This window comes from Hymenobacter segetis, assembly GCF_038448715.1.
Classification (GTDB): Bacteria; Bacteroidota; Bacteroidia; order Cytophagales; family Hymenobacteraceae; genus Hymenobacter; species Hymenobacter segetis.
On the sequence record NZ_JBCEVZ010000068.1, the window covers coordinates 1 to 23,699 of the forward strand.

At 61.0% G+C, this 23,699-nt stretch carries 17 protein-coding genes; 8 read left to right on the top strand and 9 right to left on the bottom strand.

The genetic code is table 11. The features are described 5' to 3' along the window. The 6 genes from AAFH49_RS19105 to rsfS form a co-directional block, all read right to left on the bottom strand. A partial coding sequence (locus AAFH49_RS19105; RefSeq protein ID WP_342300698.1) for an alcohol dehydrogenase catalytic domain-containing protein occupies positions 1–887 on the bottom strand: 887 nt, incomplete at its 3' end. Between the two features lie 114 nt (positions 888–1,001). Further along, positions 1,002–1,895 carry a hypothetical protein gene (locus AAFH49_RS19110; protein ID WP_342300700.1) on the bottom strand — a complete coding sequence of 298 codons (894 nt, stop codon included), beginning with the start codon at positions 1,893–1,895 and terminating at the stop codon, positions 1,002–1,004. 55 nt (positions 1,896–1,950) lie between these two features. Beyond that, positions 1,951–2,733, bottom strand: a complete 783-nt coding sequence (locus AAFH49_RS19115; protein ID WP_342300702.1) for a UDP-2,3-diacylglucosamine diphosphatase — start codon at positions 2,731–2,733, stop codon at positions 1,951–1,953. After that, positions 2,730–3,392 (bottom strand): LutC/YkgG family protein, encoded by a 663-nt coding sequence (locus AAFH49_RS19120; protein WP_342300703.1) that lies wholly within the window; start codon positions 3,390–3,392, stop codon positions 2,730–2,732. The genes AAFH49_RS19115 and AAFH49_RS19120 overlap by 4 nt, the downstream gene beginning before the upstream one ends. Positions 3,393–3,515: 123 nt before the next feature. Next, positions 3,516–5,639 carry an ATP-dependent zinc metalloprotease FtsH gene (gene ftsH, locus AAFH49_RS19125; protein ID WP_342300705.1) on the bottom strand — a complete coding sequence of 708 codons (2,124 nt, stop codon included), beginning with the start codon at positions 5,637–5,639 and terminating at the stop codon, positions 3,516–3,518. Between the two features lie 238 nt (positions 5,640–5,877). Further along, a complete protein-coding gene (rsfS, locus tag AAFH49_RS19130; protein ID WP_342300707.1) occupies positions 5,878–6,258 on the bottom strand; it encodes a ribosome silencing factor in 381 nt (126 codons plus the stop codon). A gap of 67 nt (positions 6,259–6,325) precedes the next feature. Here rsfS and AAFH49_RS19135 point away from each other — a divergent pair, with 67 nt between their 5' ends. From AAFH49_RS19135 to rlmB, 5 genes are all read left to right on the top strand, one after another. Continuing rightward, complete coding sequence (locus tag AAFH49_RS19135; protein ID WP_342300709.1) at positions 6,326–7,084, top strand: biotin--[acetyl-CoA-carboxylase] ligase; 759 nt, start codon at positions 6,326–6,328, stop codon at positions 7,082–7,084. 257 nt (positions 7,085–7,341) lie between these two features. Beyond that, positions 7,342–8,004, top strand: coding sequence for a T9SS type A sorting domain-containing protein (locus tag AAFH49_RS19140; protein ID WP_342300711.1), 663 nt, complete (start codon positions 7,342–7,344; stop codon positions 8,002–8,004). Positions 8,005–8,198: 194 nt separating this feature from the next. After that, positions 8,199–11,210, top strand: a complete 3,012-nt coding sequence (locus tag AAFH49_RS19145; RefSeq protein ID WP_342300714.1) for a protein O-mannosyl-transferase family — start codon at positions 8,199–8,201, stop codon at positions 11,208–11,210. Positions 11,211–11,529: 319 nt separating this feature from the next. Next, positions 11,530–12,801, top strand: coding sequence for a GWxTD domain-containing protein (locus tag AAFH49_RS19150; RefSeq protein ID WP_342300716.1), 1,272 nt, complete (start codon positions 11,530–11,532; stop codon positions 12,799–12,801). After that, positions 12,738–13,814, top strand: coding sequence for a 23S rRNA (guanosine(2251)-2'-O)-methyltransferase RlmB (gene rlmB / locus AAFH49_RS19155; protein WP_342300717.1), 1,077 nt, complete (start codon positions 12,738–12,740; stop codon positions 13,812–13,814). The genes AAFH49_RS19150 and rlmB overlap by 64 nt, the downstream gene beginning before the upstream one ends. A gap of 189 nt (positions 13,815–14,003) precedes the next feature. On the opposite strand, the gene AAFH49_RS19160 is transcribed toward rlmB, so the two are convergent. Both AAFH49_RS19160 and AAFH49_RS19165 read right to left on the bottom strand, forming a co-directional pair. Further along, complete coding sequence (locus AAFH49_RS19160) at positions 14,004–15,086, bottom strand: mannose-1-phosphate guanylyltransferase (protein WP_342300718.1); 1,083 nt, start codon at positions 15,084–15,086, stop codon at positions 14,004–14,006. Positions 15,087–15,177: 91 nt separating this feature from the next. Continuing rightward, on the bottom strand, positions 15,178–16,191 hold the full coding sequence (locus AAFH49_RS19165; protein ID WP_342300719.1) for a KpsF/GutQ family sugar-phosphate isomerase: 1,014 nt from the start codon (positions 16,189–16,191) through the stop codon (positions 15,178–15,180). Between the two features lie 350 nt (positions 16,192–16,541). Between AAFH49_RS19165 and recQ the strand changes: the two genes are divergently transcribed. Beyond that, positions 16,542–18,746: a DNA helicase RecQ gene (gene recQ, locus AAFH49_RS19170; protein ID WP_342300721.1), complete on the top strand. Its 2,205-nt coding sequence runs from the start codon at positions 16,542–16,544 to the stop codon at positions 18,744–18,746. Between the two features lie 163 nt (positions 18,747–18,909). Then, complete coding sequence (locus AAFH49_RS19175; protein WP_342300722.1) at positions 18,910–19,410, top strand: EamA family transporter; 501 nt, start codon at positions 18,910–18,912, stop codon at positions 19,408–19,410. Positions 19,411–19,418: 8 nt separating this feature from the next. Here the strand turns inward: AAFH49_RS19175 and AAFH49_RS19180 are convergent, their stop codons facing one another. Next, entirely contained in the window at positions 19,419–19,841 is a 423-nt protein-coding gene (locus AAFH49_RS19180) for a BrxA/BrxB family bacilliredoxin (RefSeq protein WP_210516910.1), read from the bottom strand. A gap of 225 nt (positions 19,842–20,066) precedes the next feature. On the opposite strand from AAFH49_RS19180, the gene AAFH49_RS19185 reads away from it, so the two are divergent. Next, positions 20,067–23,699: PKD domain-containing protein (locus tag AAFH49_RS19185; protein WP_342300724.1), on the top strand; the 3,633-nt coding region annotated here is incomplete at its 3' end.

The following is a 23,699-nucleotide window of genomic DNA, read 5'->3' on the forward strand; positions in this document are numbered from 1 at the left end:
ACGGCGCTCATGCAGGCCAGCAGCACCTTGTCGGAGCCTTTTTCTAGGTTGGCCACGGCTTTGGCACGGTCCAGCAGGTTGCGGTCGGGCTCGAAGCCCACGGCCTCCACCACCACATCGGCCCCGTAGCCCTTGCTCATGCTGCGGATTTCATCGACCACCTGCTTCTGGTTTTCCCAGAGAATGCCCTCGGCGCGGGCCGACTCCTTGGCCTTGTCCAGGCGGTACTGCTGGGTATCGACAATAATAACGCGGCTGGCCCCGCGCAGCCAGGCCGACTTGGCGGCCATGATGCCCACCGGGCCCGCCCCGAAAATGGCCACGATTTCGCCGCCCCGCACATTGGCCCAGTCGATGCCGGTGTAGCCGGTCGGGAAGATGTCGGTAACGAAGAGCACCTGCTCATCGGTGAGGTTGTCCGGCACTTTGCGGGGGCCGAAGTCGGCGTAGGGCACGCGCACGAACTCGGCCTGGCCGCCGTCGTAGCCGCCATACAGGTCGGTGTAGCCAAACAGGGCGCCGCCTTTTTCGGTCATCAGGCCGCCTTCGGGGCCATAGTGGTCGGGGTTGGAGTTTTCGCAGTGGCCGGGCAGGTCGTGGTTGCAAAACAGGCAATGGCCGCAGGCCACCGGGAAGGGCACCACCACACGGTCGCCGCGCTTGAGGTTTTTCACGCCTTTGCCCACTTCCTCCACAATGCCCATGAACTCGTGGCCGAGGGTCATGGGCTTGGGCTGGGGAATGCTGCCGTTGTAGATGTGCAGGTCGGAGCCGCAGATGGCCGTGCTGGTCACGCGCAGAATAATATCGCGCGATTCCTTGATTTCGGGGTCGTCCACGTTATCAACGCGGACATCTTTGGCACCGTGGATGCGGAGAGCTTTCATAGAGCGGGATTTAGGATTGAAACAGAAGAACCTGCTCTCCTAACGGCCTGCTTTTCGGGCGGGTTACTATAGCTCAGGCCGTCTGGCTGTTAGCCTCCACCGTAGCCACGCGCCTTACATCTGATATACAGCCACGCCCGCCGCCGTAAAAATATAGGCATAAGTTTCGCCCACCAGCACCTGCCGCACCGCGCTGGGGTCCATGCCGGCGGGCAGGGCCACGCGCCGCTCGGTCAGGTTGTAGAGGTGGAAAAAGTGGATGGCCCCGGCGTCCAGAAAATACAGCTCATCGCCCCGAAAGCCCACCGTGCTCAGCCCTGGGAAAGGGAGCTTCTTCTTATAATTCCCGAGGTTGTCGAACACGTACACGCCCGTGCTGCGGTCCACGAGGTAGGTATTGTTCTGGTACTGCCGGATGAACCGGAAATCGGGTCGCGAGCGGCCGATAATCAGGTCCAGCGGCGTACTCTGCACTAAGCGTAGGGTGTTGGGGTCGAATTCGCGCAACACCAGGTTGCTCTCATCGAGCAGCCAGATAAAATTATCCGGGGCCAGCGTGGCCACCCGCACCGTGCCATCGAGGTAATCCGCCAGCCGCACTTCGCTGATGAGTGAGAGGAACCTATCGAGCAGCACGAGCTGCTGCCGGTCATCGTTGAATACGAGCGTGCTGGTCACGTTCCAGGCCTCTACCTGGGCTACGTGGCCGGGCTGGGCGGGCGCGTAGGTGTTCAGGGGCAGGCCCTCGGGGCCGTATTGGCGCAGGTTGTTATCGGCATCGGCCACGTAGAGCGCGCCGCGCCGGTCCAGCGACGCGGCTCCCGGGTTGGGCAGCTTGATGAGGCGCAGCAGCTTCCAGGCGGCCACGGTGGGCGCGGCCGTGGCATCGAGCGCGGGCGCGGGGGCCGGCTGCACGGGGGCCACGGTTTCTTTGGAAGCCGGCGCGGCCGAGGCGGCGGAAGGAACGGTGGTTTGGGCGCGGGCGGCAATGCCCGACAGTAAAAACACTGCGAGACACTGCGTTTTTAAACACTGCGAAACACTGCGTGAAATGCCGTCCACGCTACTGTTCAAAATGCCGCAAGGCCAGCTCGTTGCCATCATACACGCCGTAGCTGCAATAATTGACCCACTCCCCCAGATTCACGTAGCGGCTGCCGGGGGCTACTTCCACATCCAGCGGCAGGTGGCGATGGCCGAAAACGTAGTAGTCGTGGTGCAAACGCGTTTCCAGCTCGCGGCAGTATTGGAGCAGCCATTCTTCGTCACCGAAATACACGGTATCGTCCTTGCCCACCTGCATCCGGCTGCGGCGGCTCCACTTATTGGCCATGCCGATGCCGAAATTGGGGTGCAGCCGCGCAAACAGCCACTGCGCCATGGGCGAGGTGAAGACGTGTTTCAGCGCTTTGTAGCTGTAGTCCTTCGGCCCCAGTCCATCGCCGTGCCCGATGTGAAACATCTTATCGCCAATCCGTTGCGACACCTCTTGGCGCAGCACCGGGATGCCCATTTCCTGGGTGAAGTAGCCGAACATCCACATATCATGGTTGCCGGTGAAGATGGTAATGGGCAGGCCGCCATCCGTCAGCTCCGCCAGCTTGCCCTGCAAGCGGCTGAACCCGCGCGGAATAGCGTGCTTGTACTCAAACCAGAAATCGAACAGGTCACCCAGCAGGTAGATGGCCGCCGCGTCCTTCGCCGCCTCATCCAGCCAGCGCACGATGCGCTTCTCCCGTGCCAGCGAGGTGGCCGCATCCGGTGCGCCCAAGTGGAAATCGGATGCGAAATACACCCGCTTGCCGGGCGGCAGGATAAGGTCAGAAAGTAAATGGGGGGACTTCATTCGGGTGAATTTTCAGCGTCGTCCTCTAGCAGGAACAACGCGATGCGGCGCGGGCCATGAGCCCCGAGCACAAGGGTTTTTTCAATATCGGCCGTGCGGCTGGGGCCGCTGGTGAGCGACACCATCGAGGGCAGGGCCGCGCCGTAACGGCTTTGCATCACGCGCAGGGCCTCCCCTATCTCGTTCACCACCTGGCTGGGACGGGCCAGCACCAGGTGCTGGTCGGGGTAGATGCTCAGCCGCCGCCCGCTGGCCGTGGCGGCCGACACCAACACGCTGCCCGTGCGCGCCACCAGCGCTTCGCAGGAGGTCAGGCTCAAATCAGCTTTGGCAATGAATTCTGTTTCATCGGCCTGAAAAGCAATGCCGGCCCGATACAGCAGCGCCTGCATCTCGGGCTCCCACACGAAAGGCGCGCCCACCTGCTGGCGCTGCCGGAAACCCGCCACCTGCGCCGCCAGGTGCGGCAGCGACTCGCAGTAGTAAAACTCGCCGCCCACGCGCTGGAAGCTTTCGGCAAATGCCACCACGGCATCGGCATTGTTTAAGGGCGGATGCACAGGCGCTGCAAAATCAGGACGGGGCGGCAACGAGGCGGGACCAGCCGCCAGCCCTTGGCGAATGCGGGCTAAAACGGCATCGCGGGAAGAATCAGCCATGACGAGAGAGTTGCGGGTTGAAGCTGCCAAAGGTAACCGTTGCCCGATAACCGTCCTCTTATTACAAAAAAGCCCGCCTCCTGAACGGAAGCGGGCTTTCTATTCCATTTAAGTCGGACTGGACTACACGCCGGCTACCGCGTTGTTGTTCGGAGCCGAAGCTTCGTTGTTGCGGTTGTTGTCGTCCACGCCGGGCAGGTGCAAATCGGGCAAGTCACTGCCGATTTTGCCACCGGCGGCCTGTTCGCCTTTCACTTCCGAAGCGGTTTCGCTGCGGTCGGTGCCAGCCATGTGGGCTTGGTAGTTGGTCTGGGTTTCGAAGGGACGCGGGCCCACGAGGCGGGTCAGGTCTTCCTGTTGCAGCACTTCTTTCTCCAGCAACTCTTTGGCTACCACTTCCAGCTCGTGGCGGCGCTCGGTGAGAAGCTCCTTAGTGCGGGTGTAGGCGTTTTCGATGATGGTGCGAACTTCCTCGTCAATCATCTGCGAAGTGGCTTCCGAATACGGCTTCGAGAAACCGTACTCGTTCTGGCCCTTCGAGTCGTAGAACGACACGTTGCCGAGCTTGGCATTCATGCCGTACATCGTCACGATGGAATAGGCCATCTTGGTGATGCGCTCCAAGTCGCTCAACGCACCGGTCGAGATTTTACCGAACACCAGTTCTTCAGCAGCGCGGCCACCCAAGGCCATGCACATCTCGTCGGTCAGCTGCTCGGTGTTGTAGAGAAACTGCTCCTTAGGCAGGTATTGGGCGTAACCCAGCGCCGCCACCCCACGAGGCACAATGCTCACTTTCACCAAGGGGTCAACGTGCTCCAGGAACCAGCCCGCGATGGCGTGGCCAGCTTCGTGGTAAGCCACAATGCGCTTTTCGCCGGGCGAGATGATTTTGTTCTTCTTCTCCAGGCCACCAATCACGCGGTCGATGGCATCGGTGAAATCCTGGTCGGTGATGAATTTCTTGTCGCGGCGGGCGGCGATGAGGGCCGCCTCGTTGCAGACGTTGGCAATTTCAGCACCAGCAAAGCCCGGAGTCTGGGCCGAAAGACGGCGGGCATCCACATCGGGGCCCAGCGTCAGTGGCTTCAGGTGCACCTGGAAAATCTGGGTGCGGCCGTTGATGTCCGGCTTGTCAATGCTGATTTGACGGTCGAAACGGCCGGGACGCAGCAGGGCCGAATCCAGAGTATCGGGCCGGTTAGTGGCGGCCAGAATGATAACGCCGGAGTCGGTGCCGAAACCGTCCATCTCTACCAGCAACGAGTTCAGCGTGTTTTCGCGCTCGTCGTTGCCGCCGGGCATCGAGCCCTTGCTGCGCGAACGGCCCACGGCGTCAATCTCATCAATAAAGATGATGCAGGGCGCTTTGGCTTTGGCCTGCTTGAACAAATCCCGAACCCGGGCTGCGCCCACACCCACGAACATCTCCACAAAGTCGGAGCCCGAAAGCGAGAAGAACGGCACGTCGGCCTCGCCGGCTACGGCTTTGGCCAGCAGGGTTTTGCCGGTGCCGGGAGGGCCTACCAGCAGCGCGCCTTTCGGAATCTTACCGCCGAGGATGGTGAACTTGCTGGGATTCTTGAGGAACTCCACAATCTCCTGCACTTCCTCCTTGGCTTCTTCGAGGCCGGCCACGTCTTTGAAGGTAATTTTCACCTTATCGCCGCCTTCAAACAGGGCAGCTTTGCTTTTGCCGATGCTGAAAATCTGGCCGCCGGGGCCGCCAGCGCTGCCCATGCGGCGCATCAGGAACCAGAAACCGACAATCATCAACACAATGAAGCCGTAGGTGCCGATGTAGTCGCCGGGGCTCGACCGCTCCTCAATGTTGAGGGGCAGGCGCTGGGCGGCGGGCACATCCTTCTGCAAAGCGTCCAGGTTTTCTTGGAACAGCTTGGCATCTACCACCGGGAAGTAGAACTGCGAGCCCACGCCCGACGCGCCAAACGGCGTGCGACGCGTGAGTTCCTGCCGGTATTTGGCCTGCGCCGCCTCCTTCAGGGTCACTTCTACCACCTTCTGGTTGCTCACGATGGTGACGGCCTGCACATCGCCGGCCGCCAGCATGCTCTCGAAGCGCTGCTGGTTGATTTTGGCGGGCGAGTTGAGGTTATTCACCCACATCACCCCGAACAAAAACACCAGCAAACCCGCCAGCACCCACAGCTGCAAGCCCGGCCGCGGGCTAGGCACCGGGGCAATGGGCTTCTTCTTTTTATTGTTATTCAGATTTTTATCCGACATGAAAATAGCTACTTAAAACCGAGGATAGGTAGGAGCAAAACACCACGCCGAAAACAAATGTTCGGCAAAAAGGCAGACGTTCGGGAAGCAGTTTTATTTTACAGCGAAGCGGCTTTTCTGTCATCCTGAGCGCAGCGAAGGACCTTACCGCGCCTGTGCCGTTTGGCATTACTGCAAACCGTTTGAGCGTAATAAGGTCCTTCGCTGCGCTCAGGATGACAGGTTCGAACCAAACGACTTACGCCGGCTCCGATTCGATGTAGCTGATGTTGGCATCGCCCCACAGCTCCTCGAGGGCGTAGAACTTGCGGCGGTCGCGCAGGAAAACGTGGACCACTACGTCCACATAATCGAGCAGCACCCACTCGCGGTTGGTGCGGCCTTCGGTTTGCCAGGGGCTTTCGCCAGTTACTTTTTCGATTTCTTCTTCTACCGAGCGGGCCACGGCTTCGAGCTGCGTATCGGAGTTGGCCGAGCAGATGATGAAATAATCGGCAACGGCATTTTTTAATTCCTTCAAGTTCAGCACCACGATGTCGGATGCCTTCTTGTCTTGCATGCCGCGAACGACCAAATCTGCCAATGTGTCTGAATCCTGACGGACCAACGTGCTTTTCATATTGTCTTGTTAGGTGTGAGCTTTACAGCCGAAAGTCTACGAAGTTAACGATACGCGAAAGAAGGCCGTGGTTGTCACCCCAAAAACCCTGTTCACGGGCCAGCAATTAGTATGGTTGCCGGCCTGCCCCTCGACCAATTCGGAGGCTCAGAATTTGATTGTCCAAAACCGGGCCAGCGAAGGCTGCACCGTCATAACGGACTTTCAGACCGCCGGCCGGGGCCAGCGCGGCAACCAGTGGGTGGCCGCCCCCACCGAAAACCTGATGCTGTCGGTGGTGTGGCAGCCTACATTTTTGGCCGCCACCGAGCAGTTCCGCCTCAGTCAGGCCGTGGCGCTGGGCGTGCACGACTGGGCCGCCGCCCTGCTCGGCCCCGACCCGAAGCTCAAAGTAAAATGGCCCAATGACCTGTATTATGGCAACCAAAAGCTGGGCGGTATATTAATTGAGAACAGCCTGAGCGGCACAAAAATTCAATATAGCATCATTGGCATTGGCCTGAACATCAACCAGCAAGCGTTTGAACTGCCCACGGCCACGTCGTTTACCCAACTCACCGGCCGCGCCTACGACCGCGCCGCCCTGGCCGCCCGCCTGCTGGAGTGCCTGGAGCGGCGCTACCTGCAACTGCGGGCCGGGCAGGTGGGGGCGCTGCGGCGCGATTATTTGCAGGCCCTGTACCGCTACCAGGAAGTTCACCCGTTCATTATCGATGGCCAACCGGTCAGCGGCCAGATTGTCGGGGTGGAAGATGATGGCCGGCTGGCAGTGGCCATCGGAAATGAGCTGCGGCGGTTTGGCTTGCAGGAAATTCGGCACGTCTAGCAACCCTGACCGCCTGTTTCAGCATCAGGCTGATAAATTGGGGAACAGTGAAAAAAAATAATTCTTTTAGGCAACTAATTCCCAGCTTCCGCCGAGTTGTCAGTAACATTGGCTTCAAACACTTACTTTTCCACCGTTCTATCAAACCGAAATAATTTTCGGGGTGTTGATTTGAGGGATAAGGAATTCGGCACAGTGCTTGTCAATCGTTATCCGCAACCTTTTCCATTTTCGCCTCCACTTTTTCTGCTTCTGATATGAAACTCTTTACTCGTTCGATGGCTGCATTGGCCATGCTAATTTTGTCGCTGGCCCCTACGTTGGCCGCCAACATCACCATTTTGGTGGGCGACAATTTTTACCACGGGCCGGGCAATACCGACCCGAACAAGCAAAACGACATCCGCAACATCACGGTAGGGGATGTGGTGACGTTCAGCTACCCTACGGGCAATTCCAGCCACCCCACGATGTCGGACAACGGGGCCTTTGCTACGTTTCAGATGAATGCCAGCAGCCGCTCTGTTACGCTGCCGGCGTTTAACACAGTGGGCTCTAACCCTTACCATTGCATGGCGCACGGCGGGCCGCTGGTGGGCCAGTACGGCATTCTCAATGTGGTGGCGGCCGGCCCCACGGCCACGCTTGATGCCCGCACGGCCGGTATTGAAGTGAATGTGTACCCCAACCCCAGCCGCGGCCAGGTAACGGTGCAGCTCAACCAGAAAGCCGGCATCGACTACAAGCTGCGCCTGAGCAACATCATCGGCCAGGAAGTCCGCACCGTAGCCCTCAAGCCCGAATTGACTGCCGCCGGTCTGCCGGTCGATTTGAGTGACCTGCGCACCGGCGTGTACTTCTACAGCCTGCTCGTAGATGGCAAAGTGGCCAGCACCAAGCGCCTCGTCTTGCAGAATTGAACCAACTTCATTTAATCGTTTGACCAAAAAGCAGCCTCGGGCTGCTTTTTGTGTTTCTAGCCCGAATTGGTTTCGCGCAAGCATCAGTGCAACGGTGCATTGCCTACTTTTGCCTTTTCACCGATTTGCTCGTTGCTTCTTCCGGTAGTGTGCGGCCTGCGCATTTGCCGGTGTCTTGTGTCCCATTCGTTTCTATGCGCTCCTTTAAAAGCCTGAACAATCTCGTCGGCTGGCTCGTGTTTGCCATTGCCGCCGTCACCTACCTGCTCACCCTGGAGCCTACCGCTTCGTTTTGGGACTGTGGCGAGTTCATTGCCTGCTCCTACAAGCTGCTGGTGCCTCACCCTCCCGGAGCGCCCACGTTCCTGCTGCTGGGCCGCCTGTTTTCGCTTTTCTCGTTTGGCGATGTGACCAAGGTAGCGGTGCTCATTAATGCTTTGTCAGGATTAAGCAGCGCCTTCACCGTCCTGTTTCTGTTCTGGATTATCACCCGCATGGCCCGCAAGCTGGTGCTGCGCGAGGCCACTGGCAACAGCGGTCTGGCCGCCGAAGCCATCGAGCCGAGCGGCTACCAATCCCTGCTCATTCTGAGTGCGGGCGTGGTGGGCGCGCTGGCCTTTGCCTTCTCCGATTCATTCTGGTTCAATGCGGTAGAGGGCGAGGTGTACGCCATGTCGGCCCTTTGCACAGCGGCCGTGGTCTGGATTATGCTGAAGTGGGAAGCTCATTCCAACGAAGCTGATTCGGATAAGTGGCTCATTCTGATTGCCTACGTCATTGGCCTCAGCATTGGGGTTCACTTGCTGAATTTGCTGACACTGCCGGCTCTGGGCTTCATTTATTACTACCGCCGCACTGCCAATCCTTCGCTGAAAGGTGGCATCATTGTGATGGTGGTGAGCATGATTATCGTGGGCTCCATCCTAGTGGGCATCATCCCCGGCCTGCCCACGCTGGCCGGCAACTTCGAGGTGTTCTTCATCAATACCGTTGGACTACCCTTCAACTCGGGCCTGTTCATCTTTCTGATTGTCTTTATCGGGCTGATTTGGTTCGGCTTCCGCCTCTCCTTCCAGCGCCGCAGCCAGCTGCTGAACACTGCCATGCTCTGCTTCGTGTTCATTTTGATTGGATACTCCTCGTACCTGATTGTGCCGATTCGCAGCTCCTTTCAGCCTACTATTAACGAAAACGACCCCGAGGATGTGCTGAGCTTCGTGAGCTACCTCAAGCGCGAGCAGTACGGCTCGCGCCCGCTACTCTACGGCCCGCAGTTCAACGCCCAGCCGGTGGACTACGCCGAGGGTGCGCCCCGCTACGCCCGCGACCTCAAGACCAACACCTACAAGGAGATTCTGCCGCGCCAGCAGGAGCCGGTGTACCGCGACGAGGACAAGATGCTGCTACCCCGCATCTACAGCTACGAGCCCGACCAGATTGCCAACTACAAGAAGTGGGTCGACATTCAGGACGGCGTGAAGCCGACGATGGGCCAGAACCTGGGCTTCCTGATGCGCTACCAGATGGGCCATATGTTCTGGCGCTACTTCATGTGGAACTTCGTGGGGCGTGAGTCCGACGTGCAGCAGGCGGGCGTGGTCACGCCGTTCAGCCCGAGCGCGAAGTCGCTGCCGCCCCGCATCGGCGAGAGCCCGGCGCACAACAACTTCCTGGCCCTGCCGCTCATCCTGGGCCTCATCGGCCTGTGGTTCCAGAGCCGGCGCGATAGCAAGGACGCCTGGGTGACCGGTCTGCTGTTCCTGATGACAGGTTTGGCCATCGTGATTTACCTCAACCAGCCGCCGCGCGAGCCGCGTGAGCGCGACTACACTTTCACCGGGGCCACGTTTGCCTTTGCCATCTGGATAGGACTGGGCGTGCTGGGGCTGGCCGAATTATTCGGCAAAGTGGTGAAGGCCGACGGCCTGCGGGCCGGCCTGGCCCTGGCCGTGGGCCTGCTGATTCCGGGCATCATGGCCGCGCAGGGCTGGGACGACCACGACCGCTCGAACCGCTACAACTCGGTGGATTCGGCTAAAAACCTGCTGAACTCCTGCGCCCCGAACGCCATCCTGTTTACCAACGGCGACAACGACACCTTCCCGCTCTGGTACGCCCAGGAGGTGGAGGGCTTCCGCACCGACGTGCGCGTGGCCGTGCTGAGCTACCTGAACACCGACTGGTACATCGCCCAGATGAAGCGCCGCTCCTACCTCTCGCAGCCCTTCCCCATCTCGATGCCCGCCGCGGCCTACGCCCAGGGCACCAACGACATGCTGCCCTTCGCCGCCAACCCGGCCGTGCCCAGCGTGAACCTCAAGGAATTCATTGAGCTGGTGAAGAGCAACAACCCGCTGCTGCAGGTGCAGTACCAGGAAAACGGCCCCAGCATGATGAGCTTCCCGACGCCCAACTTCTTCCTGCCCGTGGACACAGCGGCCGTGAAGAAGCTCGGCATCATCCCCAAAGACCGGGAAGGCCAGCTCGTGAGCAAGATGGAGTGGAGCATGGGCAAGCGCGCCATCGAGAAGAAAAACCTGGTGATTCTGGACATGATTGCCACCAACAACTGGCAGCGGCCCATCTACTTCAGCAGCACCGTGGCCCCGAGCGACTACATGAACCTCCAGCCCTACTTCCAGCTGGAGGGCATGGCCTACCGCCTGCTGCCCCTGAAAGACCCGAACTACGACCCCCGCTCCGGCGACGAAGGCTTCGTGGAGAAAGACCTCACCTACCAGCGCCTGCTGAAGGATTTCAGCTACCGCGGCCTGCAGAACCCGCACATCTTCTACGACGAGAACAACCTGCGCTTCCCGGCCAACTACCGCGACAAGTTCGCCCGCCTGGCCAACGCCTACCTGGCCTCAAACAACGTGGCCAAGGCCAAGGAAGTGGCCGACAAAGCCATGGAACTGATGCCCGACAACACGATTCCCTACGACTACTACTCGCCCCAGCTGGTGCCCGCGCTAGTGGCAGGCGGTGAGAAAGCCAAAGCCGACCAGATTCTCGACACCATGACCCAGCGCTCGGAGCAGATGCTGGCCTACTACGCCACCAAGCCCGATGGCAGCCTGTTTGAGGACGACCAGCGCGGCTACCTCCTCGGCCTGCAAAGCGTGTACCGCGCCGCAGAGCTGGCCGGCGACAAGCCCCGCAGCGAAAAGGCCCTGGGCCTGATGAACCAGTATTACCCACGCTAAGCCGTCGGTAGCATTGCCAACAGAAAAGGCCGGCCCGCAATGCGCGGGCCGGCCTTTTTTAATAATTCCTCGACTGCCTTGGGAACGGGGTGACATAGGCAGTCGAGCGCCTCGGGAGCACTTGGCACGAGGTGACAAATGCTCCCGAGGCGCTCGACTGCCTCCGGCAAGAAGTGACATGAACACATTCGGGCCTCACTTGCTCCTAACCCGATGAGTTGGGAGCAAGTGAGGACCGCCGAAGCATTCGGCACCAAATACCTCACTTCGGGCGGATTCTTCGTTGGCCTTCCTGTCCGTTTTCCCGTAGCTTTAGGATATGCTGGTTCGCTTGCTTTTGTTGGTTGTTTTTGTGCTCACGGCCTTCGCGCCTCTGGCCCCGCGTCCCGACTACGCCGGCCTCTACCGCGACGCCCCGCACCTGGACGTGGACACCCGCCGCGAGGGCGACAGCCTGCGCCTCTACCTACGCTTGCCCGCCCCCGCCCGCCTGGGGCCGGGCCACCCGCTGCGCCTGGCCGCCTGGCCCAGCTACGAAGCCAAGCTGCCGCTGTGGCAGGACAGCATAGCGCGCCGCCGGCAGCACCCGCGCCCCGAGGCCGATGGCAGCCTGCGCCTCAGCTTCTGCATTGCCGCCGCCCGTGTGCCCGCCGGGGCCATTATGCAGCTCACCACTGCCCCCGCCGATGCCAAAGACGACTATCAGGAGCCCACCACCACCGCCTGGCTGCGCCTGACCGAAGCCGTGCTGGCCCGGCCCTTCGTGCTCACCGATTCAGTGGGGCAGCCGCTGTCCCGCCGCTACGTGCGGGCCGGCGAAACCTTCGGCGTGGACAGCTACGGCCTGATGCAGCCCGTGCGCTGGAAGCGCTACGCCGTGACGCCCACCCCCGCCCTACCGCCCATGACCAGCCCCGCCGCCATGCCCGCCGGCCCGCGCCTGCTGCCCGTCCTCGACTCGGCCGAAGCCCGGCCCGGCGAGCCGCTGCGCTTCCGTGAGCCCGGCCTGTATGCGCTGAAGGTGGGCGGCGCGGGCGGCATGCCCACCCGCACGCTGGCCGTGCTGGTGGGGGCCAATAACTACCCCGCCCTCACCACGGCTTCGGAACTGATTGAGCCGCTGCGCTACCTCACCACCAGCCAGGAGCGTCAGCGCCTCACCGACGCGCCCGACCCCAAGCGGGCGGTGGATAAATTCTGGCTCGACATTGCCAAAGGCAACCAGCGCCAGGGCAAGGAATTGATTCGGCAATTCTACGGCCGCGTCACGGCGGCCAACCGCCTTTTTGCCGCCCACAAGGCCGGCTGGCTCACCGATAGGGGCTTGCTGTACGTGGTGCTGGGGCCGCCGCCAAGCGTGCGGCGGCTGTTCAACGGCGAGGAACGGTGGTTTTATTCGGAGGGCGGGCTGGGCGGCGGGCCCATCACCTACACCTTCCGGCCCCGGCCGAGTACCTTTGCCCCTGATTACTACGAATTGGTGCGCCGGCCCGAGTACGAACTGCTCTGGTATGCCGCCGTTGAAAAATGGAGAACCCCACTGACCGCCCTGACCGGCCCGAACGCCCCAACCGACCTGCCCGCCCGGTAGCCGGCCGCCGCTTTTACGATGGTGCCAACCGCCCCGTCACCCCGAAACAGTTCCGCCCCGACCGTGGCGGCTCTGAGTTCGACGAACGCCCCGCCCGCCCCCGTGGCCGCGGCGGCTCCGACAACCGCGACGAAGCCGCTGGCGACCGCACCGGCCGCTCCGACCGCAACGAGTCGCGCCCGCCCTACCGCGAGCGTAGCGAAAGCAGCGAACGCGGCAGCAACGCCGGCGGCGAGCGTCCCCGCTACGAAAACCGCTCGGCCCAGCCGGCCAGCATCGACATGCTCTTCGGCCTGCGCCCCATTCAGGAAGCGCTGAACGCGGGCCGCACATTGGAGAAGATTTTCCTGCTGCGCGGCACCAAAAACAGCCTCGTAACGGATATCTCGGCGGCCGCCCGCGCGGCAGGAATCCAGGTGCAGCTGGTGCCCGTGGAGAAGCTCGACAACCTGACCCGCAAGAACCACCAGGGCGCGGTAGCCTTCGTGTCACCCATCGACTACGCGCCGCTGGACACCATCGTAACCGGCCTGTTTGAGGAAGGCAAAGTACCCTTCCTGCTGCTCCTCGACCGCATTACCGATGTGCGCAACTTCGGCGCCATTGCCCGCACAGCTGAGTGCTTGGGCGTGCAGGCCATCGTAGTGCCCAGCCGGGGCGCGGCCCAAATCAACGGCGACGCGCTGAAAACGTCGGCCGGGGCGCTGAATATTCTGCCTGTCTGCCGCGAGAATAACCTGCACGAAACCATCCGCTTCCTCCAACAGTCCGGCATCACGGTAGTGGCCTGTACCGAGAAAGCCGACGAAGCCGTAGGCACTGCCGAAGTCGATTTCACCGGCCCCGTGGCCGTCCTCATGGGCTCGGAAGAAGACGGCATTTCGCCCGACCTCCTGAACCTAGCCGACGTGAAGCTGAAAGTGCCCATGATTGGCCAGATTCAGAGCCTGAACGTGGGCGTAGCTGCCGGCATTATGATGTTTGAAGTGGCCCGCCAGCGTGTGAACGCCTAGCTGATTTGAAAAGCCCCAGCGGGGCGACATATCGGTAGTAAAACCATCCTATTTGGTTGATAAAAAGCCCCAGCGGGGCGACATTCGTTGAACGAGTGTCGCCCCGCTGGGGCTTTTTGAGTTTTTGCTCGTCGGTTACTACCGATATGTCGCCCCGCTGGGGCTATCGGATATATTCCGGGCTGGTCCCTAATTGTACCCCCCACCCTTCTTCGCCTTCACATCCGCTACGAAATCCTTCACCCGCTGCTCCTCGCTGCGCTTGCAGATGAGCAGCACGTTGTCGTACTCGGCCACGATGTAGTCCTCCAAACCCTGCACCACCACGAGGCGGTCGGCGGGGGTTTTGATGACGCAACCGGTGGTGTCGTAGAGCAGCACGTCGCCGCTCACCATGTTGTTATTTTCGTCGTGGTTGCCGATGCGGTGCAGCGAATCCCAGGTGCCCACGTCGCTCCAGCCGAAATCGGCCGGCAGGACGTACACGTTATCCGCCTTTTCCATCACGCCATAGTCGATGCTGATGTTGCGGCAGCGCGAGTAGGCGCGGCTGATGAATTCCTCTTCCTCGGGCGTGCCCAGCTGGTCGGCACCTTCATCAAATACTTCGGCGATGTCGCTTAGGTAGTGGTGGAAGGCATTGATAATGACCTCAGCGCGCCACACAAACAGGCCGGAATTCCAGAGGAAGTCGCCGCTGTCCACAAACATGCGGGCCAGCTCCAGATTGGGCTTTTCGGTGAAGGTTTTCACCTTGTGCAGTTGGCCGCCGGGCAGGCTCTGGTCGTCCATGTACTGGATGTAGCCGTAGCCGGTATCGGGCCGCGAGGGCTGGATGCCGAGGGTGATGAGCACGTCGCTGGCCCGGGCGGCGGCCACGGCGATGCCAATGAGACGGCGGAACTCGTCTTCGCGCAGCACGGCGTGGTCGGCGGGCGTCACGATGATAGTGGCTTTCGGGTCGCGCTTGGCAATGCGGTAGCTGGCGTAGGCGATACACGGCGCGGTATTGCGGCCAATGGGCTCGCCCAGAATCTGGTCGGCTGGCAGCTCAGGCAGGTGCTCCTGCACTAGGTCCACGTAGTCGCGGTTGGTTACCACAAACACGTTCTCGGGCGGGCAGATGCCCTTGAAGCGGTCCACGGTGAGCTGGAGCATGGAGCGGCCCGTGCCCAGCACGTCATGAAACTGCTTGGGATGGTTGGTGCGGCTGAACGGCCAGAACCGGCTGCCAATACCGCCAGCCATGACGACGATGTAGGTGGAATTCATTGGGCAAATGTAAAGGAGAACGGAGTACAGAGTACGCCCCGAAGGGCTTCTGTTAAATTAACAAACATTATATATAATAAAATAAATACAATCAGACCAATCCTTCTCGGAGCAAATCATGCAGGTGGATGAAACCGGCAAACCGGCCGTCCTCCGTCACCACCAGCTGCGTGATGTTGCGGCTCTGCATCCGCGCCAGGGCTTCGGCGGCAAAGTCTTCCACATCAATCGTAGCGGGCCGGGGTGTGAGGATGTCGCGGGCCTTGAGCTTTTCCAGGTCCGAGAAGCTGCCCAGCATCCGGCGCAGGTCGCCGTCGGTGATGATGCCGGCGAGCTGGCCGGCCCCGTCGAGTACGGCGGTAGCCCCGAGGCGCTTGCCGGAGATTTCGAGCAATACATCCTTTAGCGGCGCGTCCTCCTGCACCTGGGGGCGCTGGTTCTGACGGCTGAGGTCGCCCACTTTCAGGTAGAGGCGCTTGCCGAGGGTGCCGCCGGGGTGCAGCCGGGCAAAGTCGGCGGCCGTGAACTGGCGGCTTTCGAGCAGGCACACGGCCAGGGCGTCGCCCAGGGCCAGGGCGGCGGTGGTGCTGGTGGTGGGGGCCAGGTTGTTGGGGCAGGCCTCCTTGGTTACGGGGGCGTGCAGCACGTAGGTGGCCTGCTGGGCCAGGTAGGAGTCGGCGTTGCTTACGAGCGCGGCCAGCGGCACGCCCTTGCGGCGCAGCAGCGGCACCAGCACCTTGATTTCGGGCGTGTCGCCGCTCTTGCTGATGGCGATGACGAAATCCTCGGGCTGAATCATGCCCAAGTCGCCGTGAATGGCATCGGCGGCGTGCATGAATAGGGCCGGCGTGCCGGTGCTGTTGAGCGTGGCCACGATTTTGCCCGCGATGTGGGCGCTTTTGCCAATGCCGGTGACTACTACACGACCCTTCAATTGCAGAATAGCTTGCACGCAGGTCACGAAATCGGGGGTGACGGCCAGGGCATCGGCCACGGCGCGCACGGCGTCGGCCTCTTCGTACAACACCTGGCGGGCAATGGCAAGCACATCGGCGGCAACGGGGGCCGCACCGGTAGCATTCTCGGAATGAAGAGTAACAGGCATGGATAAGACACGAAATGTTATTGCAAAATTGGGGGAAAGAAGCTAAGCCCGCCTTCCCTGGCTAAAACCAGGTTGCTCAGGCTAAAGGATAATTTGCCTCAAGCCAACAACCCAATTACGTCAACTTGAGTCGTTCGCAACTTCAGAAACAGCTTATTCCTGGAGATGGATGAGTCCGAAAGCCCGACATTACTAAATAGCTTCTGCCCGTTTTGAAAGAGCTGGCAATATGAATAAATTGTTTTCCACAATTCATGAAAAACACCATTTTTCATGCTAAAAATTGAGGCTATTGCTTATCTTCGTTATGAACCGCGAGTCGGTACGCATTTCATTAATGCTTTCGTCCTATGTCATCAGTTGCCCTCCAAGAAGCCCCGGTCCTCACGGCCGATTTGAAACATACACTTAAGGAAGTATTCGGCTACGGCCAGTTTCGGGGCACGCAAGAGGCTGTTATTCAAAACGTACTTGCCGGGCACAACACGTTTGTGATTATGCCCACCGGCGCGGGCAAAAGCCTGTGCTACCAGCTGCCGGCCCTGGTGGTGCCGGGCACGGCCATCGTCATTTCGCCCCTCATCGCCCTGATGAAGAACCAGGTCGACCAGCTCGGAGCCTTCGGCGTTAATGCTCAGGTGTACAATTCGACCCTGACCAAAACCGAGATGAAACGGGTGCAAAAAGACGTGATGAGCGGCGAGGTTCGCCTGCTCTACGTGGCCCCCGAAAGCCTGACCAAAGACGACACCATTGACTTCCTGCTGAAATCGACCATTAGCTTCGTAGCGATTGACGAGGCCCACTGCATTTCGGAGTGGGGCCACGATTTCCGCCCCGAATACCGCAAGATTCGCGGCATTATTGATAACCTGGGCGGCAACGTGCCGATTATCGCCCTCACGGCCACGGCCACACCCAAAGTGCAGCTGGACATCCAGAAAAACCTGCACATGGACGACGCCAGCGTCTTCAAAACCAGCTTCAACCGCACCAACCTCTACTACGAGGTGCGCGCCAAGCACAACACCAAAAAGCAGCTGATTCAGTACGTGAAGCAGCACAAGGGCAAGGCGGGCATCATTTACTGCCTGAGCCGCAAGAAGGTGGAGGAAATTGCCGAACTGCTGCGCGTGAACGACGTGCGCGCCCGCCCCTACCACGCCGGCCTCGACCAGCAGGTTCGCATTGATAATCAGGATGCTTTCCTGAATGAGGAATGCGACGTGATTGTGGCTACCATCGCCTTTGGCATGGGCATCGACAAGCCCGACGTGCGCTTCGTGATTCACTACGATGCGCCCAAATCCATCGAGGGCTACTACCAGGAAACCGGCCGCGGCGGCCGCGACGGTCTGGAAGGCAACTGCCTGATGTTCTACAGCTACGACGACATTCTGAAGCTGGAAAAATTCAGCAAGGACAAGCCGGTGACGGAGCGCGACAACGCCCACCAGCTGCTAGCCGAAATGACCAACTACGCCGAAAGCGCCGTGTGCCGCCGCCGCCAGCTGCTGCACTATTTCGGCGAGCAGCTGGATACTGACTGCGGTTTCTGCGACAACTGCCGCCACCCCAAGGAGCGGTTTGAGGGCGAAGCGGCCGTGGGCCTGGCCCTACGCGCTACGGTGCAGACGGAGGCGCGGTTCAACCTCAACCATATCGGCCAGGTGTTGCTGGGGCTCAACAACCCGCACATCGAGAGCTACGCGCACAATGCGCTGCCGGTGTATGGCCAGGGCAAGGAGCTGGGCGATGCGCAGTTCTGGCACTCGGTGCTGCGCCAGTGCCTGCTAAACGGCTTTTTGGAGAAGGACATTGACAGCTTGGGCTTGGTGCGCATCACGGACAAGGGCATGGATTTCATCGAAAACCCGCGCTCCATCACCCTCACCCGCGACCACAACTTCGACGAGGAGCAGAAGGCCGACGAGGAAAAGGAGGAAGTGCAGCACGCCGCCGGCCACGACGAAGCCCTGTTTACCCAGCTCAAGGAGTTGCGCAAGCAGGTGGCCAAGCAGAAAAACCTGCCGCCCTACGTCCTCTTCCAGGACCCGAGCCTGAAGGAGATGGCCACCACCTACCCCACTTCGCTGCACGACCTCACGCACGTATCGGGCGTGGGCCAGGGCAAGGCCCAGAAGTTTGGCGCGCCTTTCGTGGCCGCCATCAAGAAGTACGTGGAAGACAACGACATCGAAACCGCCGAGGACGTGGTGGTGAAGTCGGCCGTGAACCGCTCGAAAATCAAAATCTACATCATCCAGCAAATCGACAAGAAGATGATGCTGGAAGACATCGCCTCGTCCAAGGGCATTTCGATGGCCGAACTGATGGAGGAAGTAGAGCACATCTGCTACTCCGGCACCCGCCTGAACATCGACTACTACCTGGAAGAAATGGTAGAGGAAGAGGTGCAGGACGAGATTTACGACTATTTCATGGCGGCCAGCACGGATAACATTGCGGTGGCGATGAAGGAGCTGGGCGATGATTTCACGGAAGAAGAGCTGCGTCTGGTGCGCGTGAAATTCCTGAGCGAGGTAGCGAACTAGGCCGCTTCGAATTAAATAATAGACGAAAAAGCCGCTCTAATTAGAGCGGCTTTTTCGTTTTCTGAGGCACTTTGCAGTTTTATCTCACGAACCCTGTTTAACTGGTCGCGTATTGTCAGAAGTGCTCAGCGCGCAGCTAAGCAGGTGCTTTTGGAGCCTTAATATGTGGATTGTCTTCGCGTTGCTGGCCGCCCTGGCCTCAGCCTCGGTAGTCACGTTGTCGAAAGCCGCGATTAAGGATGTGCCGCCCAGCTTGGTGTTTGCCATTGAGGCCGTGCTAATTTTGCTGGTATCGTGGGCCACGGTGCTGTTTCAGGATTTGGTGCCGGATATTGCCCGGATTGAGCGCAAAACCTGGCTGGTGCTGGTGGTGGCGGGCATGCTCACGGCCGTGTCGTCGCTACTGGTGTTTCGGGCGCTGTCTATTGGTGATGCTTCGCGGGTGTCGCCGCTCACCAATATTTCGCTGGTGTTTTCCGTGACGCTGGCGGCAATTTTCCTTCGGGAAAAACTGAGCTGGCAGGTGATGCTGGGGGCTGGCCTGATGGCCAGCGGCGCCATCCTGATTGCGATGACCAAACCGGCCGACAGGAACGAAAACATCAAAAAAAATGGCCGTCCCGCAACCGGAACGACCATTTACAAATCCAAGCCAGCGGCTTGATTATCGACTTAGCAATACTCTTCGAACGCGCCTTGCAGGTTGTTCACGATGCGCATGGCATCGGAGCCTTCGATGTGGTAGCGCTCAATCATGTGCACCAGCTCGCCATCTTTGAACAGGGCGATGCAAGGGGATGAGGGCGGGTATGGGAGCAGGTGCTCGCGCATTTTGGCCACGGCGTCGGTTTCCATGCCGGCGAACACCGTCACCAGTTTGCCGGGCTTTTTGTCGGCGCTGGCGAGGGCCATTTTCAGGGCGGGGCGGGCTTTAGCGGCGGCGCAGCCGCACACCGAGTTCACGGCCACCAGCACGGTGCCTTCATTCGAGGCGAGAGCGGAATCAACCTCCTCGGGGGTCATGAGCTGCTCGAAACCAACTTCGGTGAGGTCCTGGCGGATGGGGGCCACCATGTATTCGGGATAAACTGCCATTGTCGTAAGTATTATTTAAAAAGCGGCGCGGCCGCGGGCGGGTACAAAAGTACGGCATGGGCCGGACTGTCCCACATAAGTTCGCAGTGGGCCAAAAGGTTCGGACGCTAGCTCCGGTGCGCGGCCGATGATTTTAATTCATTGGAGTAAGCACGTTTACAAAGATTTGCCATACCTTGTTGTTCCACAAATCTTTCTGGTCTTTTTACCATTTAATTTCATCATATGAGATTTTCTCTACCCTCCTATCGGCTGGGAATGAAGGTGCTGCTGGGCCTGACGGCCTGGGCCAGCCTGGGCCACCCGGCATCGGCCCAGGTGCAGCCACGCCCCACATCCGAAGTGCTGCGTACCCAGCGCAAAACCGTGGCGACGGCCACTACCAAGGCTCCCGCCAAAGCCAGCCCGCGCCTCGACGCCGAACTTCAGCGCCTGCTGGGGCAGGCCAGCGGCACCAGCCAGACGGAAGCCCTTACTACCAGCCAGTTGCGGGCCAGCCACCCGCACCTGCGCTTTGGCCAGCAGGCGGGCCGGCCCACGGTGCTGGTGCACATCATGGCGAAGGACGTAGCGGCGCTGCTGCCCAGCCTCCAGAGCCGGGGCTTTGAGGTAACCGCCTCTTATCCGAAGCTGCATTTTGTGGAAGGCATGCTGCCTATCAGCCAGCTAGCCAACGCCGATGCGTTGGTTAGCAATGGCTTGCTGGGCATCATGGCCTCGTTCGAGCCTGAAACCGATGGCGGCCTGGTGACCAGCCAAGCCGACTACGTGCTGGAAGCGGCCCGTGCCCGCGCCACCCGCCCCAAGCAGGTGACGGGGGCCGGCGTGACCATTGGCGTGCTCAGTGATTCGTTCAACTACCTGGGCGGGGCGGCCACGGACGTGGCCTCGGGCGACCTGCCCGCCGCCGGCGTGCGCGTGCTGGTCGAGAGCGGCTCGACCGACGAAGGGCGCGGCATGTGCCAGCTCATTTATGACCTGGCCCCCGGCGCGGCGCAGGTGTTCAGCACGGCCAATGGCGGCGAGGGCACCTTTGCCCAGCACATCCGCGACCTGGCCAGCGCGGCTGGTGGCGCCTGCAAGGTGATTGTGGATGATGTGCGCTACTTCACCGAACCGTACTTTCAGGATGGAGTTATTGCCCAGGCGGTTACCGACGTGGTGAACACGTCGAACGTGACGTATTTCGCTTCGGCCGGCAACTACGCCGACAAAAGCTACGAAACCACCGCCCCGCAATTTGTGGCCAACGCCAACGGCGTGCGCTGCCTCAACTTCGACGTATCGGGCACTACCACCGACCTCACGCAGCGCATCACCATTGCCAACGGGGCCACTTTCTACCCGGTGCTGCAATGGTCCGACCCGTTTTACACCACCAACGGTGTGCGGACGGACCTGGATATGTTCATCCTTGGGATAAGAAGCACGGGCGTCGTGGACACCGTATTCCGGAGCAACACCCGCAACCTGCTCACGCAGGTGCCCATGGAGCCCATTTTCTTTACTAACTCCGCCGCCATCGGCACCACCACCTTCGACCTGGTAATTGTGTGGAAAGCTGGCATTCAGCCCGCCCGCCTGAAGTACGTAAACCGGGGCAGCGCCAGCCCCTCGGAGTGGCTCACCGGCAGCCACACTTCCTACGGCCACTCCTCGGCGGCCGAGGCGTTTGCCGTGGCCGCCGTGCCCTACTACAACCAGCGCGTGCCCGAAAGCTTCACCTCGAAAGCCGGGCCGATTACCTATCTGTTCTCGCCCACGGGCGTAGCACTCAGCGCCCCGGTGGTGCGCCAAAAGCCCAACATTGCGGCCGTGGATGGCACGAACACCACGTTTTTTGGCAGTGACTATGAAAATGATGGGTTCCCGAACTTCTTCGGCACCTCGGCGGCGGCCCCGCATGCGGCGGCGGTAGCGGCGTTGCTGCGCTCGTCGGAGCCGGCCCTTACGCCCACGCAGGTGTATAGCCGTCTGGTGGGAAGCGCGCGTCTCCTCGGAACGACGGCGACTGATGCGCTTACCGGCCCCGGCCTGATTGATGCCTTCACGGCGCTGTATGGCCCCGTGGTGGCCGCCACGCCGCCCCTGGCCGAAGACCTCGAAAAAGGGGCCCTGCCAGTGAGCTGGAACGTGAACGGCTACGGCGCGGCCCGCCCCCAGGTGCTGACGCTGGCCCCGGCTTCGGGCGTGCAGAGCCTGGTGCTGGACGCGCAGCCGGGCATCAACTCGGTGTTTTCGCTAAACGAGGCCACCTTGTTTTTGCAGGGTGCCACGGCCACCAATTTGCAGCTGACGTTCCGCGAGCGCAAGTTCTCGGCTGAAACGGACGAGCTGATGCCCACGCAGTTCACGGGCCGCAGCAACACCGACGGCGTGGCTATGAGCGTGGACGGCGGCACCAACTGGTACCGCATCTTCGACCTGACCGGCACCAACGCCACCACCACCTTCCAAACCAAAACGGTGGACCTGACGGCCTTCGCCTCGGCCAACAGCCTCACGCTGGGCAACGACATCCGCATCAAGTTTCAGCAATACGGGCGCGGCGGCGCAACGGCCACGGCCGGCAGCGGCCGGGCTTTTGATGATATTGTGGTGGGCAGCCGCACGCCCGCGCCCGCTCCGTTGTACACCTACAGTCTACCCACCACCGGCTGCCCCGGCCTGCAGGTGCAGTACACCGATTCCTCGTTGTTCCGCCCCACTTCCTGGGCCTGGACCTTTGCGGGCGGTACACCGGCTACCTCCACCCTGCGCAACCCCAACGTGACCTACAACACGCCCGGCCGCCACAGCGTGACGCTGAGCGTGAGCAACGCCGCCGGCACCGTGGCCCGCACCGATACCGGCGTGGTAGTGATATCGGGCCGCGCCCCGGTAGCCACCATCACTAATACCAGCCTCGTCATCTGCCCCGGCGAATTCGTCACGTTTGGCAGTACGGCACTGTATTGTCCCAGCACCTACGCCTGGACCATTCCGGGCGGCTCGCCTTCTACTTCAACCACGGCTACCCCGCGCGGCGTGAGCTTCGCCACGGCCGGCAACTACACCGTCACCCTCACGGTGACCAATGCTTACGGCAGCAGCACCAGCTCGGTGCTGGTGGAAGTGGGGGGCAAAGCGCCGACGCCCACTATCACCAGCACCAATCCCGGCATTTGCCGCGGGGGCACGGTCACGTTTGGCAGCACCACGCTGAACTGCCCCAGCACCTATGCCTGGAGCTTTCCGGGCGGCTCGCCGGCCACCTCCACCAGCGCCAACCCCGGCGCGGTTACCTACGCCACCGCCGGCAACTACACTGCTACGCTGATTGCGACTAACCCGTATGGCAGCACGACGACCACGCTCATCGTGGACGTGGACGGCCAAGCGGTACCCTTCATCGAGAATTTCAACGCGGCGGCAACCCTGCCGCGCGGCTGGTCGCTCGTTGCGCCCACTCCGGCTTACTCATGGGGCCTGCTTAACAATATTATCGGGCGCACCGGCACGGCCAGCCGGGTTGCGGTTGTGCCGTTTGCCAGCGACCCCAACCGAGGCGAACGCATTGCGGCGTACACGCCGGCGCTCAACCTGACCCGTGCCGGCACCTCCGCGCTCACCCTCCTGTTCGACCTGGCCTACCGCCCTTTCTCCAGCACTGCCGGCGGGACCGTGACGGACAATGACTCGCTCAGCGTGCAGGTGGTCGATGCCTGCACCGGCCTTGTGCTGGGCCGCCCCTACGCCAAAAGCGCCCTCACCAACCTGCCCACCGGAGGCAGCCTGCCCACCTTCACCCCTGCCGCCGCCAGCGACTGGCGCCAAGAAACCGTGGACCTCACGCCCTACCGCGGCCACAGCGTGGTC

Bases quoted from the DNA above. Each gene is read 5' to 3' on its own strand.
- AAFH49_RS19115 (WP_342300702.1), bottom strand. From the start codon at position 2,733: ATGAAGTCCCCCCATTTACTTTCTGACCTTATCCTGCCGCCCGGCAAG.
- AAFH49_RS19120 (WP_342300703.1), bottom strand. From the start codon at position 3,392: ATGGCTGATTCTTCCCGCGATGCCGTTTTAGCCCGCATTCGCCAAGGG.
- ftsH (WP_342300705.1), bottom strand. From the start codon at position 5,639: ATGTCGGATAAAAATCTGAATAACAATAAAAAGAAGAAGCCCATTGCC.
- rsfS (WP_342300707.1), bottom strand. From the start codon at position 6,258: ATGAAAAGCACGTTGGTCCGTCAGGATTCAGACACATTGGCAGATTTG.
- AAFH49_RS19140 (WP_342300711.1), top strand. From the start codon at position 7,342: ATGAAACTCTTTACTCGTTCGATGGCTGCATTGGCCATGCTAATTTTG.
- AAFH49_RS19145 (WP_342300714.1), top strand. From the start codon at position 8,199: ATGCGCTCCTTTAAAAGCCTGAACAATCTCGTCGGCTGGCTCGTGTTT.
- AAFH49_RS19150 (WP_342300716.1), top strand. From the start codon at position 11,530: ATGCTGGTTCGCTTGCTTTTGTTGGTTGTTTTTGTGCTCACGGCCTTC.
- rlmB (WP_342300717.1), top strand. From the start codon at position 12,738: ATGGAGAACCCCACTGACCGCCCTGACCGGCCCGAACGCCCCAACCGA.
- AAFH49_RS19160 (WP_342300718.1), bottom strand. From the start codon at position 15,086: ATGAATTCCACCTACATCGTCGTCATGGCTGGCGGTATTGGCAGCCGG.
- AAFH49_RS19165 (WP_342300719.1), bottom strand. From the start codon at position 16,191: ATGCCTGTTACTCTTCATTCCGAGAATGCTACCGGTGCGGCCCCCGTT.
- recQ (WP_342300721.1), top strand. From the start codon at position 16,542: ATGTCATCAGTTGCCCTCCAAGAAGCCCCGGTCCTCACGGCCGATTTG.
- AAFH49_RS19175 (WP_342300722.1), top strand. From the start codon at position 18,910: ATGTGGATTGTCTTCGCGTTGCTGGCCGCCCTGGCCTCAGCCTCGGTA.
- AAFH49_RS19180 (WP_210516910.1), bottom strand. From the start codon at position 19,841: ATGGCAGTTTATCCCGAATACATGGTGGCCCCCATCCGCCAGGACCTC.